Genomic DNA, 24,056 nt, shown 5'->3' on the forward strand with positions numbered 1-24,056 from the left:
GGTCCCTGAGCTCGTCGAAGGGATGCAGCCGAAGGGACGCAGTCGAACGGAGGCGATCGATCGGCGGGGCGAGCCCTAGACGGCGAGGCGCTGCTTCACGACGTCGGCGAGCGAGTGCGCCATGCGGTGCGCCGTGGGGTGGTCCGCGGCCTCGACCATGACCCGCACCATCGGTTCGGTGCCGGAGGCGCGCAGCAGGATGCGGCCCGTGTCCCCCAGCTCGTGCTCGAGCTCGGCGACGGCGGCCGCGACCACCTCGTCGTCGTTCACGCGGTGCTGGTCGACGCCGCGCACGTTGACCATGATCTGCGGGAAGACCGTCATCACGCTCACGAGCTCCTTGAGCGACTTGCCCGTGCCCGCCATCTCGGCGAGGAGCTGCAGCCCGGTGAGGATGCCGTCGCCGGTCGTGGCGTAGTCCGCCATGATCAGGTGGCCCGACTGCTCGCCGCCGAGGGAGTATCCCGCCTCGTTCATGGCCTCGAGCACGTACCGGTCCCCCACGCGCGTCTGCAGCACGTGGATGTCGTTCGCCGCCATGGCGAGGCGCAGGCCGAGGTTGCTCATCACGGTCGCGACGAGAGTTCGCCGGTTCAGCATGCCGCGCTTCGCCATCGAGAGGGCGAGGACGGCCATGATCTGGTCGCCGTCGACGATGGTGCCCTCGTGATCCACCGCGAGGCAGCGGTCGGCGTCGCCGTCGTGGGCGATGCCGACGTCCGCGCCGTGCTCAAGCACGGCCTTGGCGAGCAGGTCGAGATGCGTCGAGCCGACTCCGTCGTTGATGTTGATGCCGTTGGGGTCGTTGCCGATGACGGTGACCGTGGCGCCCGCGTCGGTGAAGACCTCGGGCGAGATGCCCGCGGCGGCGCCGTGGGCGCAGTCCAGCACGACGTGGATGCCCTCGAGGCGGTGCGGGAGCGTGCCGAGGAGGTGCACGATGTAGCGGTCCTCAGCGTCGGCGAAGCGGCGCACGCGGCCGACGTCGGATCCGGTCGGGGCGAGCTTCTCACCGTTGAGAAGGGCCTCGATGCGGTCCTCGAGATCGTCGGCGAGCTTCTTGCCGCCCGCCGCGAAGAACTTGATGCCGTTGTCCGGCGCCGGGTTGTGCGACGCCGAGATCATCACGCCGAAGTCGGCGCCGATGTCCGCGATGAGGAACGCGGCAGCCGGCGTCGGGATGACTCCGGCGTCGAGCACGTCGACGCCGGAGCTCGCCAGCCCGGCCGCAACGGCGGCCGCAATGAATTCGCCCGAGATGCGGGGGTCGCGGGCGACGACCGCAGTCGGTCGTCGCCCCGCTTCCCACGCATCCGAGCCGAGTACCTGCGCGGCGGCCTGCGCGAGCCCGAGCGCCAACTCGACCGTGAGGTCGCGATTGGCGAGGCCGCGCACGCCGTCCGTGCCGAACAAGCGAGGCATGGAGCCCGGTGCTCTAGCGCTTTAGCGCTTCGAGAACTGGGGCGCCTTGCGGGCCTTCTTGAGACCGGCCTTCTTGCGCTCCTTGACGCGCGCGTCGCGGCTGAGGAAGCCCGCCTTCTTGAGCGTCGCGCGGTTGTTCTCCTCGTCCACCTGGTTCAGCGAGCGGGCGATGCCGAGGCGCAGGGCGCCGGCCTGGCCGGAGGGGCCACCGCCGGTGATGCGCGCGATCACGTCGTAGCTGCCGAGCAGGTCGAGCACCTTGAACGGGTCGTTGATCAGCTGCTGGTGCAGCTTGTTCGGGAAGTAGTCCGCGAGCTCGCGCCCGTTGACCGTGATGGTGCCGGAGCCCGGAACGATGCGCACGCGCGCGATCGCCTGCTTGCGGCGGCCGACAGCGGCGCCGGGGACGCTGAGGACGGCGCGGGGTGCGCGGGCCGCCTCGGCGGGGGTTTCGGTCGAGTAGCTCTCAGGAGCCGCGTCGATGGAGTCTGCGATCTTCGCCACGATGTAAGTGATTCCTTCTATTTGAGTCTGGAAGAGGTGTCAGCGCCGTCGCGGCGTTACTGAGCGACCTGGTCGAGGGTGTAGGTCTTGGGCTGCTGAGCGGCGTGCGGGTGCTCGGAGCCGGTGTAGACCTTGAGCTTGGTCAGCTGGGCGCGGCCGATGGAGTTCTTCGGCAGCATGCCACGGATGGCCTTCTCGACGGTGCGGGTCGGGTGCTTCTCCAGCATCTCGGAGTAGCTGGTGGCCGTGAGGCCGCCCGGGTAACCGGAGTGGCGGTACGCCTTCTTCTGCTCGAGCTTGGATCCCGTCAGCGCCACCTTGTCGGCGTTGATGATGATCACGAAGTCGCCGGTGTCCAGGTGGGGGGCGAAGGTCGGCTTGTGCTTGCCGCGGAGCAGGGCGGCGGCGTGGCTGGCCAGACGGCCGAGCACGACGTCGGTGGCGTCGATGATGAGCCACTCGCGCTTGATCTCGCTGGCCTTGGGTGAATACGTGCGCGTCACAGGGAAGCTACTTTCTCGTTCGAAATGAGTTGTTCGTGAATCCCGCTCCGTGATGCGTTCCGTCCGCGCGTCAGCGCGGTTTCCGACGATGTCGGGGAACTCACCGGTGGAGGGCTCAATCTCGCGTGCCGCGCGCAGGGGCGCAAACACCAACACCCCAGACTAGACCAGGGCGCGCCCCCGGGTCAAACCGCGCTCGCGCCCGCTACGCTGTCCGGCTCGCGCTTGGCCCGGGTGAGCAGCGTGCGCGCCAGAAGCTGATCGACCGGCGGGTAGCCGACGCGCATGAGGGTGAGCCCCCGAGCGGGCAGCACGACGAATTCGTTCGTGCGGGCCCGGACCGCGAGCAGCTCGGCGAGGCGGTCCGGCTCGAGCTTGCCCTCCCCCACCGCGACGCAGCCGCCGGCGAGGGCGCGCACCATGCTGTGGCAGAAGGCGTCCGCCCGGATGCGCCCGACGAGCACGCCGTCCGCGTCGCGCGTCCAGCGGAACTCCTGGAGCGTGCGGATGGTCGTGGCGCCCTCCCGCGGCTTGCAGTACGCGGCGAAGTCGTGGAGGCCGAGCAGGCCGAGCGCCGCGGTGTCCATCGCCCGGTTGTCGAGCGTGCCGGGCAGCCAGAGGGTGCGGTGCCGCTGCAGCGGATCCTTGAGCGCCGCGGAGTCGGCGATGCGGTACTCGTAGCTCCGCCACTCCGCCGCGAACCGCGCGTCGAAGCCCTCGGGCGCGTCGGCGCACGCGGTCACGACCACGTCGGACGACGCGCCGAGGATGCCGTTCACGCGGCGGGCGAGCGCCTCCGCGGGTGCCGGCTCCACGTAGGAGGCGGGTCGCTTGCCGCGCGTCGGCCGGGTCAGCCTGGCCACCTGCTGCGCCGTGAGGTCCAGGTGCGCGACCTGGCCTACAGCGTGCACCCCGGCGTCGGTCCGCCCGGCGACCGCCAGCATCGGCGGGGGCGGCGTGCTCTTGAAGATGCTCGCCAGCGCCGCCTCGAGCTCGCCCTGCACCGTGCGCTGCCCCGGCTGCCTGCTCCAGCCGTTGAAGCGGGTGCCGTCGTAGGCGATGTCGAGGCGGAACCGTCGCGATCCCGCGTCCGGCGTCTCGTTCTCCCCGCTCACCCCGAAAGTCTAGGGGAGCCGGTCAGAACGCCTTGAGCAGGGCCACCGACTGGGTCGCCCGCCGGAATCCCATGCTCGTGTACAGGCCGAGCGCCCCGGACGGGTTGTCGGAGTCGACGTCGAGGTTCACGCGCTCGTAACCCAGGTCCTTGCTGGCGGCGAGCACCCGGGACAGCAGGGCCTGGGCGATCCGGCGCCCCCGCCACTCCCGCACGACGCCCACGAGCCCCACGTAGGCGTGCGGGTAGCCCTGGGCGGCCCAGTCCTGCTCGTTCACGTCCGTGCGCACGAGCCCCACCACCCGTTCGGTCCCGTCCTCGCCCGTGGCGAGCGCGAGGTAGCTGAGGTCGGCCCGGAAGATCGCGAGCCGCTGGTGGTTCTCCCAGTGCTCGCGCGACTCGGGCTGCGAGCCCCAGTGGTCCCGGAACGACGCGTTCTTCGCCTCGAGCGCGCCGGCCGACCAGTCGCCGTGCCACGGCACGATGCGCACGCCGTCGCCGGGGACCACCTCGGGGATGGGCTCGCCAAGGTCCCTGCGCAGTTCGAGGAAGTAGCGCTCCCGGTCGAAGCCACGGCGCTCGAAGAGCCGGATGGCTGCGCCGCCGTGCTCGGTGTCGGCGTAGATGAGCAGCCAGCCGGGCAATGCCTCCTCGGCGGCGGCCAGCTGCTGCGTGCCGCGCGCCTCCTGCCACGCCGCGATTCGGCGGCCGAGTCCCTCGCCCCGGCGGTCCGGGCGCACGCCGCCGAGGAACACGACACGCACGATCGACTCCCGGCTCTCCAGCGGCAGGGCCATCCCGTACGCGGCGATGCCCTTCTCGTCCTCGGCAAGAAGCGAGTCCGCAACGGGGTCGAAGCGTGGCTCGGCGAAGTCCTCGGCGATCTCCTCCTCGTTCACCACGAAGTGCGGGTGGTCGAGGGGGTCCATCGCGCTGTGCAGCCGCGCGAGGCCGGCGGCATCGGCCCGGGTCGCGGGGCGCCAGCGCAGCCCGTCGGCGTCGACGGGGACGGGCAGGGTCGCGGGTGCGTCTACTCGAGTCCGGAGCGGCTGATCCACCATCGGACCAGCATAGGGACACGCGAAGGAGCCCCGGCAGCCGAGTGGCTGCCGGGGCTCCTGTCGTGAAGGGGTGTTACGCGTCGTCCGACTTCTTGGCGGCGTCCGCCTCGACCTCGGCCGCGACCTCGTCCGTGGACTCGGCGGGCGTGGGCTCCGACTGCTCGATCGTGTCGGTCGACTCGACGGGGACCTCGGACTCGGCCGCAGCCTGGTCCGCGGTGGACTCGTCGGCGGTCGACTCGTCGGCGACGGGCGCCTCAGCAACAGCAGCCTCGGCCACGGGTGCCTCGGCGACGGGGGCCGCAGCGGTCGAGGCACCGGCGGTCGCCGTGGCGGCGGACGCGCTGCGCTTGACCTTCGGGGTCACGGGCTCGAGCACGAGCTCGATCTGCACCATCGAGGCGTTGTCGCCCTTGCGGAAGCCGAGCTTCGTGATGCGGGTGTAGCCGCCGTCGCGCTCGGCGACGAGGGGCGCGATCTCCGTGAAGAGCTCGTGCACGACCGTCTTGTCCGAGATGACGCCGAGCACGCGACGACGCGCGTGCAGGTCGCCGCGCTTCGCGAACGTGATGAGGCGCTCGGCAACGGGACGCAGGCGCTTGGCCTTCGTCTCGGTGGTCTTGATCGAGCGGTGCGTGAACAGCGCGGCGGCGAGGTTCGCGAGAAGCAGGCGCTCGTGCGACGGTCCGCCGCCGAGACGCGGGCCCTTGGTTGGCTTAGGCATGGTGTTGTGTCTCCAGGTGAATCAGAAAGGGTGGTGGTCGAGTGAACGAGCGCTGTTAGCTGTACTCGTCGTCGTCGGAACCGCTGTAGAAGTGGGCGCCGTCGAAGCCGGGAACGGCATCCTTCAGCGACAGCCCCATCTCGACGAGCTTGTCCTTGACCTCATCCACCGACTTCTGACCGAAGTTGCGGATGTTCATGAGCTGCGTCTCCGAGAGCGCGACCAGTTCGCTCACGTTGTTGATGCCCTCGCGCTTGAGGCAGTTGTAGGAGCGGACCGAGAGGTCCAGGTCCTCGATCGGCATCGACAGCTCGGAGCTGAGGACGGCGTCGACCGGCGCGGGGCCGATCTCGATGCCCTCGGCGGAGCTGTTGAGCTCGCGGGCGAGCCCGAACAGCTCGGTCAGCGTGCGACCGGCGGACGCGATGGCGTCGCGCGGCGTGATGGCCGGCTTCGACTCGACGTCGACGACAAGGCGGTCGAAGTCGGTGCGCTCACCGGCACGCGTCGCCTCGACGCGGTAGGTGACCTTGAGCACGGGCGAGTAGATCGAGTCGACCGGGATCTGGCCAGCCTCGCTGAACTCGCTGCGGTTCTGGGTCGCCGACACGTAGCCGCGGCCGCGCTCGATCGTCAGCTCGAGCTCGAACTTCGCCTTCTCGTTGAGCGTGGCGATGACGAGCTCGGGGTTGTGGATCTCGACGCCGGCGGGGGCGGAGATGTCGGCGGCGGTGACCTCACCGGCACCCGTCTTGCGCAGGTACGCCGTGATGGGCTCGTCGTGCTCGCTGGAGACGACGAGGCCCTTGATGTTCAGGATGATCTCGGTGACGTCTTCCTTCACACCGGGGATCGTGCTGAACTCGTGCAGCACGCCGTCGATGCGGATGCTCGTGACCGCTGCGCCCGGGATCGAGGAGAGAAGGGTGCGGCGCAGGGAGTTGCCGAGGGTGTAACCGAACCCCGGCTCAAGGGGCTCGATCACGAAACGTGACCGGAACTCCGAGATGTTCTCTTCGGTGAGCGTTGGACGCTGTGCAATGAGCACTATTGATTCCTTTCGGCGAAGTGTCCGCTATATGACACTCGGCAATGAACCGGGCGGAGGACCCGGCAAGTATGGAGTTGTGCGCGACGCGAAAACGCGCGGGTCTCGCGTCGGTCTCGATCAGCCGGACCGAGACCCCCGTCGCCCGCGGGTGACAGGGGTCTCGATTCGAGCGGCGGCGACAGCCTTAGACGCGGCGGCGCTTCGGCGGACGGCAGCCGTTGTGGGCCTGCGGTGTCACGTCGTTGATCGAGCCGACCTCGAGGCCGGCGGCCTGCAGCGAGCGGATCGCGGTCTCGCGGCCCGAGCCCGGGCCCTTCACGAAGACGTCGACCTTCTTCATACCGTGCTCCTGCGCCTGGCGCGCAGCGGACTCCGCGGCGAGCTGGGCAGCGAACGGGGTGGACTTGCGCGAGCCCTTGAAGCCCACGCCGCCCGACGACGCCCAGCTGATGACCGCACCGGTGGTGTCGGTGATCGAGACGATCGTGTTGTTGAACGTGCTCTTGATGTGGGCCTGGCCCACGGCGATGTTCTTCTTCTCCTTGCGACGCGGCTTGCGCGCGGCAGTCTTGGGTGTTGCCATGATTTCTCCTAAATCCTATGAAGGCGAGAGGCCGCTGGCCGGGGCCTAGCGAGCCTTCTTCTTGCCGGCCACGGTGCGCTTCGGGCCCTTGCGGGTGCGAGCGTTGGTCTTGGTGCGCTGACCGCGGACCGGGAGGCCGCGACGGTGACGGATGCCCTCGTAGCTGCCGATCTCGACCTTGCGGCGGATGTCGGCCGCCACCTCGCGGCGGAGGTCACCCTCCACCTTGAAGTTGCCTTCGATGTGATCGCGGAGTGCGACGAGCTGGTCGTCGGTGAGGTCCTTGACCCGGATGTTGCCGTCGATAGCGGTGTCGGCGAGGGTCTTGAGGGCCCTCGTGCGGCCGACGCCGTAGATGTACGTGAGTGCTACTTCCACGCGCTTGTCGCGGGGAATGTCTACGCCTGCGAGACGTGCCATTGCGGCTTCTCCTAGAGATGAGTGGAGGTGTGAAGCAGCACCGGTGCACCGGCCTCCAACCGGTGGTGTCCCCCTGAGCCGTCTACCGGCTCGGGTTCTGGTGCTGCTGGTTCTGTTTTCAGTTGTGCTGCACGGCGCGGACCCGAGGGTCCGTGCCGACTAACCCTGGCGCTGCTTGTGGCGCGGGTTCTCGCAGATCACCATGACGCGTCCGTTGCGACGGATGACCTTGCACTTGTCGCAGATTCGCTTGACGCTGGGGTTGACCTTCATGTCCTTGATTCCTTTTGTTCGCTGGCCTCGTACCCGTTCCCCAGCCGGATGACCGGGGAGGGCCGTTCCTTACAGCGGACTTACTTGTAGCGGTAGACGATCCGACCACGGGTCAGGTCGTAAGGGCTCAGCTCCACGATCACGCGGTCCTCGGGGAGGATGCGGATGTAGTGCTGACGCATCTTGCCCGAGATGTGGGCGAGCACCTTGTGTCCATTGGTCAACTCGACGCGGAACATCGCGTTGGGAAGAGCTTCGACTACTGCGCCTTCGATCTCGATGACACCGTCTTTTTTGGCCATACACTCACTGTCGCTAAAAGGTTGTCCGCTGGTCGTGCGGCGGGGGATTGTGGTGAGAAAATTGGCGCCCGAAACGGGCCCAAAACACCAAAGATCAAGCGTATGCCATCTTCGCGCGTGTCGCAATTCTTGACGCCGAATCGGCCTGGTATAGGTGCGCCCCAGGCGAACACGCCCGGCTGACGGGCCCGACGAGCGGCCGGACGGGCAGGGGCGCGGTCCGCGAGCCGGACGAACACGGTCCCCGAGTCTGTCGAAGGGACGCAACCTGTGAGGCAGGTCGCGTCCCTTCTACAAGCTCAGGGACCGTAGACGTCGTCCGTGCTGTGCCGCGGCTCAGGCGCCTTCGGGATGCATGAGGCCGGAGCGGCGGGACTGCTCTCCGGTCACGGCGGCGACGAGCGGCGACGTCAGCGGGTGGGAGTCCTCCAGGCCGGTGACCTCGCGCACGAAGTCGGCGGCCGAGAGCGACGCGAGCTTCTCGCCGAGCTCGACGCTCTGCGGGTCCTCCGGCACGTCGAACCGCAGCGCGGCGGTCACGGCGCGCACGAGGGCGTCGTGCGGAAGCCCGCGCTCGGCGAGCTCCGCGGCGGGGCCGATGAAGCGCTCGTGCCTGCTCAGCTTGCGCAGCGGCTGCCGGCCGACGCGGGCGACCGTGTCGGCGAGGTCCGGGTTGGCGAAGCGCTTGAGGTTCTTCTCGAGGTACCGCTGCTGCTCGTCCTCGCCGAGGCCGTGCTTGGCGACGAGCAGCTGCTTGGTCTCACCGAGCACGGCGCGCACCTCCTCGGCGACCTCGGTGATGGCCATCGCATCCGCCTGGCTCTCCGCGCCCGCGGCGAACCCGTGGTACGCGAGTGTCGCGTGTCCGGTGTTGACCGTGAAGAGCTTGCGCTCGATGTAGGGGGCGAGGTCGTCGACGAAGGTCGCCTCGGGGATCTCCGGCACCGCGTCGCCGAACGGCGTGCGGTCGATGACCCACTCGAAGAAGTCCTCCACGGTGACGTCGAGCCCCTGGCCCGGCTCCTGGTTCGGCACGATGCGGTCGACGGCGGTGTTCGCGAACACCGCGCGGTCCAGCGCGTCCGTGCGGTCGCCGAGCGCCTTCTCCACCTCGGCCCGCAGCAGGTCCGTCGCGTTGATCGCGTTCTCGCACGCCATCACCTGCAGCGGGGCCGCGCCCTCGGGGCGGGCGAGCAGCCCGGCCGCGATGCTCGGGGCGACGAAGCGCAGCACGGTGGGTCCGACGGCCGTTGTGGCGACGTCAGCCGAGGCCAGCTCGGCCACGAGCCCGTCCGGGTCCTCCGCGCTGTTGATGGCGCGGAAGCCGCTGACGGTCCACTCGCGGGCGTCGGGCCCGACCTCGCGCACGCGGTACTCGTCCGCGGCGGCGAGCTGTGAGATCAGCTCGCCGTTGACGTCGGAGAAGAGGACCTCGTAGCCGGCGTTGTGCAGGATGAGCCCGACGAATCCCCGGCCGATGTTGCCGGCGCCGAAGTGGACGGCCTTCATCCCTCGTTGACCTCGGACAGGATCTCGTACACGGCCTCCGCCGAGGGGGCGTCGAGCAGCTGCTGCACCTGGTCCTCGTCGCTGAAGATGATCGCGATCTTGGTGAGGATCTCGAGGTGGCCGTTCTCCTTGCCGGCGATGCCGACGACGAAGCGCACCTCGTTGCCGCCCCAGTCGATCGGCTGGTCGTACCGCACGAACGAGAGCGCGGACTCGAGGATCGTGTCCTTGCCCTCGTTCGTGCCGTGCGGAATGGCCAGGAAGTTGCCCATGTAGGTCGAGACCGACTTCTCCCGCTCGAGCATGTAGCCGAGGTACTCCGGCGTCACGGCGCCGGCGGAGACGAGGAGCTCCGCCGCCTGGGCGATCGCGTCCTCCATGCCGCTGGCGTGCGCGCCGACGCGCACCCGGTCGAGTTCAAGCACCTTGTCGGTCATCGATTCCTCTTCCTGTTGCTCGCGAGTCGCGGTGCGGTCTCCCGCGCCGTCACTCGCCCTTCTGGGACTGGACGAGGTCGACGACCTCGTCGTACTTGGGGCTGTTCATGAAGTTGTCGACCGACACGTGCGTGGCGTGGTCGTTCTTCTGGCGGGCGCGGTCGGTGAGGTCCTTGTGCGTGATGATCAGGTCCTCGTGACCGTCGAGGTTCGCGATGGACTTGTTGACCACCGTGACCCCCTCGACGCCGGCCTTCTTGAGCTTGTTGCGCAGCACGCTCGCGCCCATGGCGCTCGACCCCATGCCCGCGTCGCAGGCGAACACGATGTTGTCGATGCGCACCTCGGTGGCGGTGTTGGCGCCGGACTCCTGGCGGAGGGCCGCGGTGACCGAGCTCTTCTTGCCCTTGAGGTCGTCCATGCGCGCAGCGGCGTCGGCGAGGGCGTTGGTGCCCGCCGCCTCGGCCTCGAGGTCGCGCTTGCGGCTGGCCCGCAGGATGACGGAGGCCACCGCGAAGGACACGGCCGCGGACAGCAGCACCGACAGGATGACACCGGGGTAGCTGTCACGGGCGGTGACCGCGAGGATCGCGAAGATGCTGCCCGGCGAGGCGACGCTCACGAGGCCGGAGCCGAAGAGCACGTTCGTGAACACGCCGGTCGCGCCGCCGGAGATGACGGCGAGCAGCAGGATCGGCTTCGACAGCACGTACGGGAAGTAGATCTCGTGGATGCCGCCCAGGAACTGGATGATGATCGCGCCGGGGGCGGTGGCACGCGAGACGCCGACGCCGAAGACGGTGAAGGCGAGCAGCAGTCCGAGACCCGGGCCGGGGTTGGCCTCGAGCAGGAACAGGATCGACTTGCCGGTGTCGGCCGACTGGGCCGCGCCGAGCGGCGTGAGCACGCCCTGGTTGATGGCGTTGTTGAGGAACAGCACCTTGGCCGGCTCGATCACGATGCTCGCGAGCGGCAGGAGGCCGTTCTCGGTGAGCCAGCCCACCGCGCCGCCCAGCGCGTTGCTGAAGGCGGAGAGCAGCGGCGCGAGCCCGAAGAACGCGACGAGCGCGAGGAGCATGGCGAGGATGCCGGCGGAGAAGTTGTTGACGAGCATCTCGAAGCCGGCGCGGATCTTGCCGTCCCAGATCTTGTCGATCTTCTTCATGATGAGGGCCGCGAGCGGGCCGACGATGAGGGCACCGAGGAACATCGGGGCGCTCGAGCCGGCGATGACACCCATGGTCGCCGCCGCTCCGACCACGCCACCGCGCACGTCGTAGACCATGCGGCCACCCGTGTAGGCGATGAGCAGCGGGAGGAGGTAGGTGATCATCGGGCCGACGATGCCGGTGTACGGCGTGCCGTCCGGGGCCTCGCCGAAGCCGCCGAGTTGCGGCACGGGCAGCCAGCCGGTCTGGATGAACAGCGCGGTGATGAGCCCCCAGGCGATGAACGCGGGGATGTTCGGCATGACCATGCCGGAGAGGAATGCACCGAACCGCTGAATGCGGACGCGGGCGCCGCCCTTCTGCGTCCTGGTGGCGGGTGACGCCGTCGTCATGATCGTGCTCCGTTCGATTCGGATTCGGTAGGGGATGGTGCGGTGAGGATCGCGTCGCTCGCGGCGTGCACGGCGGCACGGGCTTCGGCGGCGCTGCTCGCGGCGAGCGCGACGGTGGCGAACGCGCGCGCCTGGTCCAGGGTGAACTTCAGCAGCTCGGCGCGCACGTCGGCGAGCGCGGCGGGGGACATCGACAGGGTCGTCGCGCCGAGGCCGACGAGCACCACGGCGAGCTGGGGGTCGGCCGCGGCCTCACCGCAGATGCCGACCGGCTTGCCGAGGGCGGCACCCGCGGCGCCCACCTCGCCGACCAGCCGCAGCACCGAGGGGTGCCACGGGTCCTGGAACGGCGCGACGGAGCCGAGGAGGCGGTCGGCGGCGAGCGTGTACTGGGTGAGGTCGTTCGTGCCGATGCTCGCGAAGTCGGCGTCCGCGAGGATGCGGTCGGCCAGCAGCGCGGACGAGGGCACCTCGACCATGACGCCGGCGGTCTTCAGCCCGAGCTCGTGCGCAAGGTTCGTGAAGTAGCGGGACTCCTCCACCGTCGACACCATGGGCGCCATGACCCACAGGTCGCTCTCGGTCTCGGCGTCCGCCTGGGCGAGCGCGGTCAGCTGGTCCCGCAGGATCTGCTCGTGGGCGCGCAGCGCGCGCAGCCCGCGCAGGCCGAGGGCGGGGTTCTCCTCCGGCGCGTCGTTCAGGAAGGTGAGCGGCTTGTCCGCCCCGGCGTCGAGCACGCGCACGACGACCTTCTTGCCCGGGAACGCCTGGAGCACGGCGACGTAGTGCGCCTTCTGCTCCTCGACCGTCGGGGCGCTCTTGGCGTCGAGGAAGAGGAACTCGGTGCGGAACAGGCCGACGCCCTCCGCGCCCTTCTCCACGGCGCCCGCGGCCGCGGCAGCGGATCCGAGGTTGGCGAGCAGCGGGATCATGGTGCCGTCGGCGAGCGCCCCGGGACCCGTGGGAGCGGCGATCGCCGATCCGCGGGCCTCGATCGCGGCGTTCGCGGCGGCCAGCTCCTCGTCCGAGGGCGAGAGCGTCACGGTGCCGGTCGCCGCGTCCACGATGACGGGGTCGCCGTCCTTCAGGTTCACGGCCGGCTCGACGCCGACGACGGCGACGATGCCCTTGTCGCGGGCGAGGATTGCGGTGTGGGAGGTCGGGCCGCCCTCGCTCGTGATGAGCGCGAGCACCTTGTCGAGGTCGAGGAGCGCGGTGTCGGCGGGCGCGAGGTCGCGGGCGACGAGCACGAACGGGCTGTCGGGCGACGGAACGCCGGGCGCGGGCACGCCGAGCAGGTGGGCGACGACGCGCTGCGAGACGTCGTCGAGGTCGGTGGCACGCTCCCCCATGTATCCGCCCATGCCGATCAGCATGTCGCGGAAGCCGGCGAAGGCCTCGAAGACCGCGCGCTCGGCGGTCTTGCCCGTGGCGAGGCGGCCGGTGACGTCCTCGCTCAGCGTGGGGTCCTCCGCCATGAAGGCCTGCGCCTCGAGCACGTCCTTGGCCGGTCCGCCCGCGCGCTCTCCGCGCGCCCGGATGTCGGCCGCGACGGCGGCGAGGGAGGCCGCTGCTCGCGCGCCCTCCTCCTCGGCGGAGAGGGTGCTCGGCGAGTCCGCGGGCTCGGGCAGCGGGTCGGGCATGCGGATGACACTGCCGACCGCGGATCCGCGGCCGATGCCGACACCGGTCAGCTGGGTGCTCACGCCTGGTCCATATCGGCCTCGAGCATGCCGGCGAGCTCCTCGAGCACGACCTCGGCGTTCTCGCCGTCCGCGGACAGGACGACCTCGTCGCCGTGGTCGATGCCGAGGGAGATGACGCCGAGGATGCTCGCGGCGTTCGCCTTCTTGGCGCCCTTCGTGATCTGCACGGGCATGCCGGCCTGCGACGCCGCCTGCGTGAACAGCGCTGCGGGGCGGGCGTGCAGACCGTGCGAGGATCCGATGCTGACGGTGCGTTCTGCCATGGGGTCTCCTTCAGATGCTGTTCGTCGGGGACGGTCCGTGCCGGCCCGATCGGTCGCGGTGTTCCTCAATCTACGCGCCCCGCCATTTCGGTGAGCGCTGCCTCGAGGGCCGCTGTCGCACCGGCCGGTGTGAACACCGCGGGAGGAAGGAGAACGGCCGCGGCCCCCTCGGACGTGATCGTCCGGGAGAGCTGGTCGAACCGATCGTGGAGATGGTGGCCCACAAGCACGACGTCGACGCCCGCCGCGAGCACCGCGAGGTCGCTTTCCGCCGCCGCCTCGACCACGACCGGGATGCCGCGCTCTGCCGCGAGCGCGCGAATCCGGTGGGCCAGGAACGTGCTTGAGGCACCGGCTCCACAGACGATGAGGATGCGCGCCATGGGTGCACCTCCTCCTCGCTCCGTTGCCAGTACCTCCTCATGCTGCCCGGGCCGCCCGTCCCCCGCCAGCAGACCGCGTTCCGCCCCCCAGGAAAGCCGGTCGCGACGCGGCCGGATCAGTCCCCTGTTCACGGCGGGGGATGGTTGACTACCTGCGTGCTGAGCGACCGCCACGAGAGGGTGCTGGACTACCTGTCCAGCACGTCGCGCTGGGTCGCCGCGAGCGAGATCGCGGACCGGCTCGGCGTCACCCCGCGCAGCGTCCGCAACTACGTCACCGCGATCCGCGACCGGACACTGCCGAGCGTGACCATCGAGTCCTCCGGCGACGGATACCGACTCGACCCGGCAAGCTACGCCGCCTACCTCCGGGCGAACCGCGCCAGGGGCTCGGAGCCGGAGACGCCGCGTGACCGGCTGTACCACCTCGTCCGGCGCCTCGGCGACGCGTCCGAACCGCTCGACGTGTACGACCTCGCCGAGTCGCTCTTCGTCAGCGAGTCGACGATCGAGTCCGACCTGCGCCGCATGCGGCCCCTCCTCCAGGATGCGGGGCTCGCCCTCACCAGGCAGGGCAGCGCGGTGCGGCTGACCGGGTCGGAGCGCGACGTGCGCCTTCTCCTCAGCCGGATGTTCCGGGAGGAGCACGCGCAGGACTTCTTCGAGCTGGAGAGCGTGCAGCGCGAGTTCGCGGCACACGACCTCGGGAGCTTCAAGACCGAGTTGCTCGCCATGGTGGCCGAGCACGGCTACTACGTGAACGAGTACGGCATCAACGACGTGCTGCTGCACGTGGCAATCGCCGTCGACCGGGTGTCGCACGACGACGGCGACCCGGCCGGGGACGCCGAGCGCACGGTGACCGGCCAGGCCGCCCGGCTGTCCGACGACCTCGCGAAGCTGCTGCGGCGGCACTTCGGGGTCGAGCTCACCCTGGCGAACGTCGACTACCTCACCCTGCTGCTCACCACCCGCGTCGTCACGCCCGGGCAGAACGAGTCCCTCGCGACCGTGCTGGAGAACCACGTCGAGCAGACGAACCTCGATGTCGTGCGCGCGATCGTGCGGCGCGTGCATCAGGAATACCTCGTCGACCTCGAGGACGACGCGTTCATGGTCCGCTTCTCGCTGCACCTCGCCAACCTCATCGCGCGGGCCAAGGGGCGCAGTTATGCGCCGAACCCGCTTGCCCGGTCCATCAAGACCTCGTACCCCATGACGTTCGAGCTCGCGGTCTTCATCGCCAACGAGATCAACCGGCGCCTCGACGTGCCCATCAACGACGACGAGATCGGCTACATCGCGCTGCACGTCGGCTCGCACCTCGAGCGCCAGGCCCGCCGCGAGGACCGGCTGACCTGCGCCATCGTCTGCGCCAACTACTACGACCTGCACACCCTGCTGCGGGCGCGCATCGAGTCCGCCCTCGGCGACGAGCTGCAGGTGGAGAACGTCATCACCCGCACGGACGTCGACCTCGCCACCCTGTCGGTCGACCTCGTCATCAGCGCGACGGGTGCCCCGGCGGGCGCCGACAACGTCGTGACCGTGTCCCCGCTGCCGACCGCGGACGACCTCGAGGCCGTGCGTCGGGCAATCGCGAGGGTGCGCAGGCACCGCAGGCGCGACGAACTGAAGAACGAGCTGCTCACCTACTTCGACGAGGCGCTGTTCGTGCGGAACCTCGCGGCGTCGTCCGAGGAGGATGCGATCCGCGCCCTGGGCGAGCGGATGGTGGAGCAGGGCGTGATCGACCGGGCCTACGTCGAGGGGGCCGTGCTGCGCGAGCGGATGTCGTCCACGGCATTCACCGACGACCTCGCCGTGCCGCACGCGCTCGAGATGACGGCCGCGCGCACCTCCATCGCCATCGCGATCAACGACTCGCCCATCCCCTGGGGTGGCAGCCGCGTGCACGTCGTCGCCCTCATCGCCTTCAGCGCGAGCGGACGGGCCAACTTCCAGCGGGTGTTCGACCAGTTCGTCGAGGTGTTCTCCGCGCCGGACGACGTGCGCCGCATCCTGCGCAACTCCCCCGACTTCGCCTCGTTCATCGAGGAGCTCGTGCGGGTGATGGACTCCTGACCTCTATTCCCCCGGGGTAGGAGCAGACTCGTCGGAAGCGCGGCCGGGTGCGGAAGCACGCCCGGGCGCCGTTGCACGAGGAGGAGCCATGGCGGAGCGCACGGTGTCGGATCTGATGGTGGAGCGCCTGCGGGCGTGGGGCGTCGAGCGGATCTACGGTTACAGCGGGGACGGCATCAACGGCTTCCTCGAGGCGCTGAACCGCGCCGAGGACGGGCCGCGGTTCGTGCAGGCGCGGCACGAGGAGAACGCCGCGTTCATGGCCGTGGGGCACGCCAAGTACGGCGGCGGGGTCGGTGTCGTCACGTCGACCCAGGGCCCCGGCGCGGTGCACCTGCTGAACGGGCTCTACGACGCGAAGCTCGACGGCGTGCCCGTGGTCGCCATCGTGGGCCAGCAGAACCGGAGCGTGCTCGGCTCGGGCTACATGCAGGAGATCAACCTGCTCACCCTCTTCGCGGACGTCGCGGCGCAGTACGCCGTGCAGGTGTCCGCGCCCGAGCAGCTGCCCATGGCGCTCGACCGGGCGTTCCGGACCGCGCTCGCCACGCGCTCCCCCGCCGTCGTGATCGTGCCGCACGACGTGCAGAAGGCGGCGGCGCCGGAGCTCAAAGCCGAGCACGGCATCGTGGTCACCGCGCCCGGCTACCGTCCCGGCGAGGTCCAGCCGCAGGCGGACGACCTGCAGGTGGCGGCGGACATTCTCAATTCGGGCGAGCGCGTCGCCCTGCTCGTGGGGCAGGGTGCCCGGCACGCCCGCGACGAGGTCGTGGCCGTGGCCGAGCGGCTCGGCGCGGGCATCACCACGAGCCTCCTCGGCAAGCCCTACGTCGACGAGACGCTGCCCTACGCCGCGGGCACCATGGGGCACCTCGGCACCACCGCGAGCGCCCACCTGCTCGGTACCTGCGACACCCTGCTGATCGTGGGCTCGAACGACCCGTGGACGGAGTTCTACCCGCAGCCCGGCCAGGCGCGGGCGGTGCAGATCGACCTCGACGGCCGCTACCTCGGCAACCGGTACCCGGTCGAGGTCGGCCTGGTCGGGGACGCGGCCCGGACCCTCTCGTCCCTGCTCGGCCTCCTCGCCGAACGTGCCGAGACGCCCTGGCGGGACGAGGTCGAGCGGCACGTGACCGAGTGGCGCGAGATCGCCGAGAGGCGGGCGATGGTGCCGGCCGATCCGGTGAACCCGGAGCGCGTGCTGCGCGAGCTCGACCGCCAGTTGCCGCCGAACGCGCGAGTGGCCGTCGACGTGGGCAGCGTCGTCTACTGGTACGCCCGGCAGGTGCGGGTGCCGCAGGGCGTGCCCGTGCACCTGTCCAGCACCCTGGCCAGCATGGGCTGCGGCGTGCCCTACGGGATCGCGGCGAAGCTCGGCGCGCCCGATCGCCCCGTCATCGTGCTCTCCGGCGATGGCGGGTTCCAGATGACCGGCATCGCCGAGCTCGTCACCGTCAGCAGACTGTGGCGGGAATGGGCCGATCCGCGCTTCGTCGTGTGCGTGCTCAACAACGGCGACCTCGCCGAGGTGACGTGGGAGCAGCGGGAGATGGAGGGCGAGCCCCGATTCCCCGCGAGCCAGGCCCTGCCCGAGTTCCCGTACGCCGAGTACGCGGAGCTGCTCGGTCTGCGGGGCGAGCGGGTCGAGGATCCCGACCAGTTGGCGGCCGCGTGGGAGCGCGCCCTCGGCGCGGACCGCCCGGTGCTGCTCGAGGTGCGCACGGACGCGTCGATCCCGCTGCTGCCGCCCTTCCCGGGCGGGGCGGCGAAGCTGGACACGATGCGCGGGGCGCTCGACGAGGAGGGCACCCCGGACAGCGACCGCGCCCGCCGCCTCCTGGACGAGTACGCCTCCCACGAGGAGTAGCCCGCCGGCGGGTGCGGGTGCGGGTGCGGGTGCGTGCCGCCCACACGGTCCCTGAGCTTGTCGAAGGGACGCAGGCCGTCGCTCCGAGTTGCCCCAAGGTAGTTCTCCACCGGAGCGAAAGTTCCTCATCGAAGAAACTTTCGACGTGGTAGAATGTGTGCTATGAGAACCCCGGCAGCGACGCTCCTCCGCACAGCGGATGCGGTCGCACGCCTGGGCTCCTCGCCCGCTTCTTACGCCGCGCTCCCGAAGCAGGATCTGCTCGACGCGCTGCAGGTTATCTCCGACGCCCGACGCTGCTGCGACACCATGACCGCCGCGATCGCCGCGGAACTGAGCCGTCGCTCGGCGCCGGACCTCGGCTCGGCCGGGCTGGCTCAGCAGGAGGGCTACCGCACGCCTCAAGCGATGGTGGAAGCCATCACCGGAACGACCAAGGGCGGCGCTGTCTCGATAGTCGAGGTGGGCAAGATGCTCGCCGAGACGGACGCGGTGGAGACGCTGAAGCGAGAGCACCCTGAGCTGCCTGCCCCACCGACTCCATGGCAGGCCCCGATAGCCCACGCGGTCAGAGACGGGAAGGTGTCGATCGCGCAGGCAGACGCGATCCGAGCCGGACTGGGACTCCCGACCGACTCGGTACCGCCCGAGGCACTGTCCGAGGCCGCGATCGAGTTGATCGAAGATGCGATTACCCTCACGGCCGGTCAATTGCACCGCCGGGCAAGGCAACTGCGCGACGACCTGAACGACACCGAGGTCGCGGACCGCGAGAAGGCGCAGCTGGACCAGCAGCATCTGAAGGCCTGGAAGCGGCCCGATGGGATGGTCGAGGGCAAGTTCCTTTACGCCCCTGAACCCGGAGCATTCCTCCTCTCAGTACTCGACGAGCTGACTAACCCCCGCCGAGGCGGCCCGCGCTTCGTCAAGGAAGAGGACCGGGCGCGCATCGACGCGATCGTCAACGACGCGCGGTCAACCGAGCGCCTGGCCGCCGACGGGTTCCTCGAGCTGCTTCGCATCGGCGCGGACGCCGATCCCGGACAGGTCTTCGGATCGCGGCGGCCGGCGGTCCGGGTGATTGTCACGAAGGAGACGCTGGAATCCGGCGACGGCCACGGCTCGATCCAGGACACCGGCGAAGCCGTGAGCATCGGCACCATTCGCCGCGAGATCTGCAGTACGGGAACGGTGGCGGTGGTCCTCGACGATGACGGGCAGTGCGTCAACGTCGGTCGCGAGCAGCGGCTCTTCACGGCACGCCAGCGCATCGGACTCGCGGTCCGGGATGGCGGCTGCATGTGGCCTGGGTGCGACCGACCACCGTCCTGGTGTGAGGCGCACCACATCAATCAGTGGAAACGCGACCACGGCAAGACGGACATCGCCGATGGAGTGCTGCTGTGCAAGCACCACCACCTGCTGCTCCACAACAACGGGTGGGACATCACCAGAACAGGTGGGAAGTACCTGCTGTTCCCGCCGAGGTCGATCAGCCCGAACCGTGAGCCGCGGCACCTGGGGACGAAGAGCAGGACGGTCCAGGACTGGAACGCCCGCCGACACCGCCTCCGTGACCTACACCCGGCCCCTCCACCCGAGCCAGCCCGACTCGGAGACTGATCCGTATGGTCCCTGAGTCCGTCAAAGGGACGCACGCACCTTGCGCCGCTTCGACAAGCTCAGCGATCGTGTCCGGAACGCCCACGAACCTCGGGAGTGGGCCATTCGCATTCCGTCCCTGCTAGCGAAGTTCTCGGGAACGACCAGCGCCGATCGACAGCACCACTTCGGTCCCTGAGCCCGTCGAAGGGACGCGACGTCGCCGCACGTCGCTTCGACAAGCTCAGCGACCGTGTGCGGAACGCCCACAGATCTCGGGAGTCAGCCATCCGCATTCCGTCGCTGCTCGCGAAGCTCTCGGGAACGACCAAGCAGCGCCAGTATGTACCGGACGGTCCCTGAGCCCGTCGAAGGGGCGCCGAACCACGCGCGGGGGGGGTTACCGAGCGGGGGGGACCCTACGGGGCGACCGGGGTGATGCCCAGGGGGGCCAGCTGGGCCGCTCCCCCGTCGGGTGCGGTCAGCACCCAGATGCCGTTCTCGTGCACCGCGACCGAGTGCTCCCAGTGGGCGGCCATGCTGCCGTCGACAGTCGAGACGGTCCAGTCGTCGTCGCCGACCTCGGTCTCCGCGTCACCGGCCGTGACCATGGGCTCGATGGCCACAACCAGGCCCGGGCGCACGGCCGGGCCCTTGCCGCGCACGCGGTAGTTGAAGACGGGCGGCTCCTCGTGCATGGAGCGGCCGATGCCGTGACCCACGTAGTCGGTGAGGATGCCGTAGTCGCCCTGCGACACGATGTAGTCCTCGACCGCCTCGCCCACCTCGTTGAGGTGCCGGGCGGTCGCGAGCCGGGCGATGCCGCGCCACAGCGACTGCTCCGTCACGTCGGAGAGACGCTGGCGAGCGGCCACCTCGTCGGGGCGGGCCGGGTCGGGCAGGACGAGGGTCATGGCGGAGTCGCCGTTCCAGCCGTCGATCTCCGCGCCGCTATCGATCGAGACGATGTCGCCGGCCGCGAGCACGCGGGCACCGGGGATGCCGTGCACGACCTCGTCGTTCACCGACGAGCAGATCGTGTGCCGGTAGCCGGGGACGAGCTGGAAGTTCGAGTGACCGCCGGCCGCGCGGATGGCCTCGTCCGCCGCCGCGTCGAGCTCGAGCGTCGTGACGCCGGGCGCCACGAGCGCGCGCACCGCGGCGAGCGAAGCCGCCGTGGCGAGCCCCGGAGCCACCATCCGCCGGATCTCGTCCGGCGTCTTGTAGATGCCTCGGGCGGTTCTCACTGAACGGGTACGGCCAGCCCGCGGGCGGAGAGCGCCGCGATAATGCGGTCCGTGACCTCGTCGATGCTGCCGTGCCCGTCGATCTTCACGACGCCGCCACGGGCCTCGTACAGCGAGATGATCGGCGCGGTCTCGCGTGCGTAGACCTCGAGGCGGTGACGCACGACCTCGTCGGTGTCGTCGCTTCGGCCCTGCTCGGTCGCGCGGAGGCGCAGGCGGGCGACGGTCTCCTCGGCGTCCGCCACGATCTCGACAACGGCGTCGAGCGCCGTGTCGTCGCTGGCGAGGAACTCGTCGAGCTCGCGCACCTGGTCGACCGTGCGCGGGTAGCCGTCGAGCAGGAAGCCGCGCTGCGCGTCGTCCTCGGCGAGGCGGGCACGCACGAGGGCGTTCGTCACCGAGTCGGGCACGTTGTCGCCGGCGTCCATGTAGCTCTTGGCGAGCTTGCCGAGGTCGGTCTCGTTCTTCACGTTCGAGCGGAAGATGTCGCCGGTGGAGATGGCGGGGATGCCGTAGGCCTCGGAGAGGCGCACGGCCTGGGTGCCTTTGCCCGCGCCGGGCGGGCCGATCAGAAGAAGCCGGGTCATCGCAGGAGTCCCTCGTAGTGACGCTGTTGCAGTTGGGAGTCGATCTGCTTGACCGTCTCGAGGCCGACACCGACGATGATCAGGATGCTCGCGCCGCCGAACGGGAAGTTGGCGTTCGCGCCCACGAGGGCGAGGGCGATGAGCGGGATCAGGGCGATGAGGCCGAGGTAGATGGAGCCGGGCAGCGTGACGCGGGTGAGCACGTAGTCGAGGTACTCGGCGGTCGGGCGGCCGGCGCGGATGCCCGGGATGAAGCCGCCGTACTTCTTCATGTTGTCCGCGACCTCCTCCGGATTGAAGGTGATGGCGACGTAGAAGTACGTGAACCCGACGATGAGCGCGAAGTACAGCGCCATGTAGAGCGGGTTGTCGCCGCTCGTCAAGTTGTTGGTGATCCACTCGACCCACGGTGCGGGCGTCTCGCCCACGGCGGGCTGGTTGAACTGCGCGATCAGCGCGGGCAGGTACAGCAGCGACGACGCGAAAATGACGGGCACGACGCCGGCCATGTTCACCTTGATCGGGATGTAGGTGTTGTTGCCGCCGTAGGTGCGGCGCCCGACCATGCGCTTGGCGTACTGCACGGGGATGCGGCGCTGGGACTGCTCGACGAAGACGACGAGCGCCACGATGACGAGGCCTACCGCGAGCACGAGCAGGAAGACGTCGAAGCCCTGGCTCTGGGCGATGGCCCAGAGGGAGGTGGGGAACGTCGCGGCGATGGACGTGAAGATCAGCAGGGACATGCCGTTGCCGATGCCGCGCTCGGTCACGAGCTCGCCGAGCCACATGATGAGGCCGGTGCCCGCGGTCATGGTGATGACCATGAGCAGGATGGCGTACCACGCGTCGTTCGTGATGAGCTGCGTGCACTCGGTGACGCCGGTGTTACCGAACAGCGCGCCACTGCGGGCGACGGTGATCAGGGTGGTGGACTGCAGGACGCCGAGCGCGATCGTGAGGTAGCGCGTGTACTGCGTCAGCGTCGCCTGGCCGGACTGGCCCTCCTTGTGAAGGGTCTCGAACCGCGGGATGACCACGCGCAGCAGCTGCACGATGATCGACGCCGTGATGTACGGCATGATGCCGAGCGCGAAGACCGACAGCTGGAGCAGGGCTCCACCGCTGAAGAGGTTCACCAGCTCGTACAGGCCGCTCGTCCCCTGGTTCGCCGCGAGGCAGCTCTGCACGTTGCCGAAGTCGACGAACGGTGCGGGGATGAACGAGCCCAGCCGGAACAGCGCGATGATCCCGAGCGTGAATCCGATCTTCCTGCGAAGGTCGGGCGTTCGGAAGATCCTCGCAATGGCGCTAAACAAATGCGTCCTGCTTTCCATTCGGGAAGAGCCCCGGGCTACGGCGAACCGTGAGCCCGGGGCCTCCCAGTGCTTAAAAGACCATCGGATGGCCGGCGGTGCCGACCATCCGATGAACCCTAGTTGACGGAGCCGCCTGCGGCCACGATCTTCTGCTCAGCGGAAGCCGAGACCTTGTCGACCGCAACGCTCAGCTTAACCGCAATGTCGCCCTCGCCGAGAACCTTGACCTTCTCGTTCTTGCGGACGGCGCCCTTGGCCACGAGGTCGGCGACGGTCACGTCGCCACCCTGCGGGTAGAGGTCCGCGAGCTTGGCCAGGTTGACCACCTGGTACTCGACGCGGAACGGGTTCTTGAACCCGCGCAGCTTCGGCGTGCGCATGTGCAGCGGCATCTGGCCACCCTCGAAGCCGATGCGCACCTGGTAGCGGGCCTTGGAGCCCTTGGTGCCACGGCCGGCGGTCTTGCCCTTCGAGCCCTCACCGCGACCGACACGCGTGCGTGCGGTCTTGGCGCCCTTGGCGGGGCGGAGGTGGTGGACCTTCAGCACCTGCTCGCGAGCGGTGGTCTCGGGAGCGGAGGCCGCGCCCGTCTTCGCCTCGGTGGAGGCTGTCTCGTTGATCTCAGCCATTAGTCAATCTCCTCGACCTTGACCAGGTGAGCGACAGTCTTCACGTAGCCACGGTTCTGCTTGTTGTCCTCACGGACGACCGTCTGGCCGATCCGCTTGAGGCCCAGGCTGCGCAGCGTGTCGCGCTGGTTCTGCTTCTCGCTGATCCTGGACTTGATCTGGGTCACCTTGAGCTGGGCCATCAGGCACCTGCCTTCGCTTCGGTCTCGGCGCGCAGGAGGCGGGCCGGGATGACGTGGTCGGCCTCGAGGCCGCGACGCGCGGCGACCGCGCGGGGCTCCTCGAGCCGCTTCAGGGCGGCGACGGTCGCGTGCACGATGTTGATCGTGTTCGACGAGCCGAGCGACTTGCTGAGGACGTCGTGGATGCCGGCGCACTCGAGCACGGCGCGAACGGGGCCACCGGCGATAACACCGGTACCACCCGACGCGGGGCGCAGGAGGACGACACCGGCAGCGGCCTCACCCTGCACGGGGTGCGGGATGGTGTTGCCGGAGCGCGGGACGCGGAAGAAGTTCTTCTTCGCCTCCTCGACGCCCTTGGAGATGGCGGTCGGGACCTCGCGGGCCTTGCCGTAGCCGACGCCGACCAGTCCGTTGCCGTCGCCGACGACCACGAGGGCGGTGAAGCTGAAGCGACGACCACCCTTGACCACCTTGGACACGCGGTTGATGGTGACGACGCGCTCCAGGAACTGGCTCTTGTCGGCATCACGCGCACCGCGGTCGCGGTTTGGGTTGCGCTCGCGCCCGCCGCGGCGGCCCTCGCGGGGCTCACCCGATCCGGCGGAGCTCGACGCGGCGGTCTCGACCGGCGTCTCGGACACGGCAGCCACGTCGGGCTCCCGCGTTTCGGTCACGGCAGCCACGACGGGCTCCGTCTCGGGTACTACGTTCTCAGT

Annotated in this window: 26 protein-coding genes; 3 read left to right on the top strand and 23 right to left on the bottom strand. The window is 69.6% G+C overall.

Features of this window, described 5'->3' with window-relative positions; translation table 11 throughout:
• Positions 1-75 precede the first annotated feature (75 nt).
• The 17 genes from glmM to DAI20_RS01725 all read right to left on the bottom strand — a co-directional run bounded on the left by glmM (position 76) and on the right by DAI20_RS01725 (position 13,816).
• Positions 76-1,422, bottom strand: a complete 1,347-nt coding sequence (gene glmM / locus DAI20_RS01645) for a phosphoglucosamine mutase (protein ID WP_108248840.1) — start codon at positions 1,420-1,422, stop codon at positions 76-78.
• Positions 1,423-1,443: 21 nt separating this feature from the next.
• Positions 1,444-1,926, bottom strand: coding sequence for a 30S ribosomal protein S9 (gene rpsI / locus DAI20_RS01650; protein WP_108248841.1), 483 nt, complete (start codon positions 1,924-1,926; stop codon positions 1,444-1,446).
• A 56-nt stretch (positions 1,927-1,982) separates the two neighbouring features.
• Positions 1,983-2,429 carry a 50S ribosomal protein L13 gene (rplM, locus tag DAI20_RS01655; RefSeq protein WP_108248842.1) on the bottom strand — a complete coding sequence of 149 codons (447 nt, stop codon included), beginning with the start codon at positions 2,427-2,429 and terminating at the stop codon, positions 1,983-1,985.
• Positions 2,430-2,614: 185 nt separating this feature from the next.
• Positions 2,615-3,544, bottom strand: a complete 930-nt coding sequence (locus DAI20_RS01660) for a tRNA pseudouridine synthase A (protein ID WP_108248843.1) — start codon at positions 3,542-3,544, stop codon at positions 2,615-2,617.
• Between the two features lie 22 nt (positions 3,545-3,566).
• Positions 3,567-4,604: a GNAT family N-acetyltransferase gene (locus DAI20_RS01665; protein ID WP_108248844.1), complete on the bottom strand. Its 1,038-nt coding sequence runs from the start codon at positions 4,602-4,604 to the stop codon at positions 3,567-3,569.
• A gap of 73 nt (positions 4,605-4,677) precedes the next feature.
• On the bottom strand, positions 4,678-5,328 hold the full coding sequence (gene rplQ, locus DAI20_RS01670) for a 50S ribosomal protein L17 (RefSeq protein WP_108248845.1): 651 nt from the start codon (positions 5,326-5,328) through the stop codon (positions 4,678-4,680).
• A 55-nt stretch (positions 5,329-5,383) separates the two neighbouring features.
• Positions 5,384-6,376 (bottom strand): DNA-directed RNA polymerase subunit alpha, encoded by a 993-nt coding sequence (locus tag DAI20_RS01675; protein ID WP_108248846.1) that lies wholly within the window; start codon positions 6,374-6,376, stop codon positions 5,384-5,386.
• Between the two features lie 187 nt (positions 6,377-6,563).
• Positions 6,564-6,962 (bottom strand): 30S ribosomal protein S11, encoded by a 399-nt coding sequence (gene rpsK / locus DAI20_RS01680; protein WP_108248847.1) that lies wholly within the window; start codon positions 6,960-6,962, stop codon positions 6,564-6,566.
• Positions 6,963-7,007: 45 nt separating this feature from the next.
• Positions 7,008-7,382, bottom strand: coding sequence for a 30S ribosomal protein S13 (rpsM, locus tag DAI20_RS01685; protein WP_108248848.1), 375 nt, complete (start codon positions 7,380-7,382; stop codon positions 7,008-7,010).
• 159 nt (positions 7,383-7,541) lie between these two features.
• Positions 7,542-7,655, bottom strand: coding sequence for a 50S ribosomal protein L36 (rpmJ, locus tag DAI20_RS01690; protein ID WP_018191946.1), 114 nt, complete (start codon positions 7,653-7,655; stop codon positions 7,542-7,544).
• A gap of 80 nt (positions 7,656-7,735) precedes the next feature.
• Positions 7,736-7,957: a translation initiation factor IF-1 gene (infA, locus tag DAI20_RS01695; protein ID WP_022883252.1), complete on the bottom strand. Its 222-nt coding sequence runs from the start codon at positions 7,955-7,957 to the stop codon at positions 7,736-7,738.
• Between the two features lie 336 nt (positions 7,958-8,293).
• Positions 8,294-9,466 (bottom strand): mannitol-1-phosphate 5-dehydrogenase, encoded by a 1,173-nt coding sequence (locus DAI20_RS01700; protein WP_108248849.1) that lies wholly within the window; start codon positions 9,464-9,466, stop codon positions 8,294-8,296.
• A complete protein-coding gene (locus tag DAI20_RS01705) occupies positions 9,463-9,903 on the bottom strand; it encodes a PTS mannitol transporter subunit IIA (protein WP_108248850.1) in 441 nt (146 codons plus the stop codon). The genes DAI20_RS01700 and DAI20_RS01705 overlap by 4 nt, the downstream gene beginning before the upstream one ends.
• A 49-nt stretch (positions 9,904-9,952) precedes the next feature.
• Positions 9,953-11,464, bottom strand: coding sequence for a PTS mannitol transporter subunit IIBC (locus DAI20_RS01710; RefSeq protein WP_108248851.1), 1,512 nt, complete (start codon positions 11,462-11,464; stop codon positions 9,953-9,955).
• Positions 11,461-13,107, bottom strand: a complete 1,647-nt coding sequence (ptsP, locus tag DAI20_RS01715) for a phosphoenolpyruvate--protein phosphotransferase (RefSeq protein ID WP_240605917.1) — start codon at positions 13,105-13,107, stop codon at positions 11,461-11,463. Before ptsP ends, DAI20_RS01710 begins: the two co-directional genes overlap by 4 nt.
• Before the next feature lie 59 nt (positions 13,108-13,166).
• On the bottom strand, positions 13,167-13,433 hold the full coding sequence (locus DAI20_RS01720; protein ID WP_108248853.1) for an HPr family phosphocarrier protein: 267 nt from the start codon (positions 13,431-13,433) through the stop codon (positions 13,167-13,169).
• A 65-nt stretch (positions 13,434-13,498) separates the two neighbouring features.
• Entirely contained in the window at positions 13,499-13,816 is a 318-nt protein-coding gene (locus DAI20_RS01725) for a PTS sugar transporter subunit IIB (RefSeq protein WP_108248854.1), read from the bottom strand.
• A gap of 156 nt (positions 13,817-13,972) precedes the next feature.
• Here DAI20_RS01725 and DAI20_RS01730 point away from each other — a divergent pair, with 156 nt between their 5' ends.
• From DAI20_RS01730 to DAI20_RS01740, 3 genes are all read left to right on the top strand, one after another.
• The gene (locus tag DAI20_RS01730) at positions 13,973-15,901 is read left to right on the top strand and encodes a BglG family transcription antiterminator (RefSeq protein WP_205781320.1); all 1,929 of its coding nucleotides are present in this window, start codon (positions 13,973-13,975) and stop codon (positions 15,899-15,901) included.
• Positions 15,902-15,989: 88 nt separating this feature from the next.
• Positions 15,990-17,771, top strand: coding sequence for a thiamine pyrophosphate-requiring protein (locus DAI20_RS01735; protein ID WP_108248856.1), 1,782 nt, complete (start codon positions 15,990-15,992; stop codon positions 17,769-17,771).
• Positions 17,772-17,933: 162 nt separating this feature from the next.
• Positions 17,934-19,394, top strand: coding sequence for an HNH endonuclease signature motif containing protein (locus tag DAI20_RS01740; RefSeq protein WP_159084874.1), 1,461 nt, complete (start codon positions 17,934-17,936; stop codon positions 19,392-19,394).
• Between the two features lie 398 nt (positions 19,395-19,792).
• Here DAI20_RS01740 and map read toward each other — a convergent pair whose 3' ends face one another.
• The 6 genes from map to rpsE form a co-directional block, all read right to left on the bottom strand.
• Complete coding sequence (gene map / locus DAI20_RS01745; RefSeq protein WP_108248858.1) at positions 19,793-20,620, bottom strand: type I methionyl aminopeptidase; 828 nt, start codon at positions 20,618-20,620, stop codon at positions 19,793-19,795.
• Positions 20,617-21,207 (bottom strand): adenylate kinase, encoded by a 591-nt coding sequence (locus tag DAI20_RS01750; RefSeq protein ID WP_108248859.1) that lies wholly within the window; start codon positions 21,205-21,207, stop codon positions 20,617-20,619. The genes map and DAI20_RS01750 overlap by 4 nt, the downstream gene beginning before the upstream one ends.
• Positions 21,204-22,526 (bottom strand): preprotein translocase subunit SecY, encoded by a 1,323-nt coding sequence (secY, locus tag DAI20_RS01755; protein ID WP_108248860.1) that lies wholly within the window; start codon positions 22,524-22,526, stop codon positions 21,204-21,206. Before secY ends, DAI20_RS01750 begins: the two co-directional genes overlap by 4 nt.
• Before the next feature lie 116 nt (positions 22,527-22,642).
• On the bottom strand, positions 22,643-23,155 hold the full coding sequence (rplO, locus tag DAI20_RS01760) for a 50S ribosomal protein L15 (protein ID WP_108248861.1): 513 nt from the start codon (positions 23,153-23,155) through the stop codon (positions 22,643-22,645).
• Positions 23,155-23,337 (bottom strand): 50S ribosomal protein L30, encoded by a 183-nt coding sequence (gene rpmD / locus DAI20_RS01765; RefSeq protein WP_205781321.1) that lies wholly within the window; start codon positions 23,335-23,337, stop codon positions 23,155-23,157. The genes rplO and rpmD overlap by 1 nt, the downstream gene beginning before the upstream one ends.
• Positions 23,337-23,981, bottom strand: a complete 645-nt coding sequence (gene rpsE / locus DAI20_RS01770; RefSeq protein ID WP_306766459.1) for a 30S ribosomal protein S5 — start codon at positions 23,979-23,981, stop codon at positions 23,337-23,339. Before rpsE ends, rpmD begins: the two co-directional genes overlap by 1 nt.
• Positions 23,982-24,056 lie beyond the last annotated feature (75 nt).

This window comes from Planctomonas deserti (assembly GCF_003067705.1).
Taxonomy (GTDB): Bacteria; Actinomycetota; Actinomycetes; order Actinomycetales; family Microbacteriaceae; genus Planctomonas; species Planctomonas deserti.

What these genes read in the sequence shown, in the direction of transcription:
- glmM (WP_108248840.1), bottom strand. Translation starts at nt 1,422, where the DNA reads ATGCCTCGCTTGTTCGGCACGGACGGCGTGCGCGGCCTCGCCAATCGC.
- DAI20_RS01665 (WP_108248844.1), bottom strand. Translation starts at nt 4,604, where the DNA reads ATGGTGGATCAGCCGCTCCGGACTCGAGTAGACGCACCCGCGACCCTG.
- rplQ (WP_108248845.1), bottom strand. Translation starts at nt 5,328, where the DNA reads ATGCCTAAGCCAACCAAGGGCCCGCGTCTCGGCGGCGGACCGTCGCAC.
- rpsK (WP_108248847.1), bottom strand. Translation starts at nt 6,962, where the DNA reads ATGGCAACACCCAAGACTGCCGCGCGCAAGCCGCGTCGCAAGGAGAAG.
- rpsM (WP_108248848.1), bottom strand. Translation starts at nt 7,382, where the DNA reads ATGGCACGTCTCGCAGGCGTAGACATTCCCCGCGACAAGCGCGTGGAA.
- rpmJ (WP_018191946.1), bottom strand. Translation starts at nt 7,655, where the DNA reads ATGAAGGTCAACCCCAGCGTCAAGCGAATCTGCGACAAGTGCAAGGTC.
- infA (WP_022883252.1), bottom strand. Translation starts at nt 7,957, where the DNA reads ATGGCCAAAAAAGACGGTGTCATCGAGATCGAAGGCGCAGTAGTCGAA.
- DAI20_RS01700 (WP_108248849.1), bottom strand. Translation starts at nt 9,466, where the DNA reads ATGAAGGCCGTCCACTTCGGCGCCGGCAACATCGGCCGGGGATTCGTC.
- DAI20_RS01705 (WP_108248850.1), bottom strand. Translation starts at nt 9,903, where the DNA reads ATGACCGACAAGGTGCTTGAACTCGACCGGGTGCGCGTCGGCGCGCAC.
- DAI20_RS01710 (WP_108248851.1), bottom strand. Translation starts at nt 11,464, where the DNA reads ATGACGACGGCGTCACCCGCCACCAGGACGCAGAAGGGCGGCGCCCGC.
- ptsP (WP_240605917.1), bottom strand. Translation starts at nt 13,107, where the DNA reads ATGCCCGACCCGCTGCCCGAGCCCGCGGACTCGCCGAGCACCCTCTCC.
- DAI20_RS01720 (WP_108248853.1), bottom strand. Translation starts at nt 13,433, where the DNA reads ATGGCAGAACGCACCGTCAGCATCGGATCCTCGCACGGTCTGCACGCC.
- DAI20_RS01725 (WP_108248854.1), bottom strand. Translation starts at nt 13,816, where the DNA reads ATGGCGCGCATCCTCATCGTCTGTGGAGCCGGTGCCTCAAGCACGTTC.
- DAI20_RS01735 (WP_108248856.1), top strand. Translation starts at nt 15,990, where the DNA reads ATGGCGGAGCGCACGGTGTCGGATCTGATGGTGGAGCGCCTGCGGGCG.
- DAI20_RS01740 (WP_159084874.1), top strand. Translation starts at nt 17,934, where the DNA reads ATGAGAACCCCGGCAGCGACGCTCCTCCGCACAGCGGATGCGGTCGCA.
- DAI20_RS01750 (WP_108248859.1), bottom strand. Translation starts at nt 21,207, where the DNA reads ATGACCCGGCTTCTTCTGATCGGCCCGCCCGGCGCGGGCAAAGGCACC.
- rplO (WP_108248861.1), bottom strand. Translation starts at nt 23,155, where the DNA reads ATGGCTGAGATCAACGAGACAGCCTCCACCGAGGCGAAGACGGGCGCG.
- rpmD (WP_205781321.1), bottom strand. Translation starts at nt 23,337, where the DNA reads ATGGCCCAGCTCAAGGTGACCCAGATCAAGTCCAGGATCAGCGAGAAG.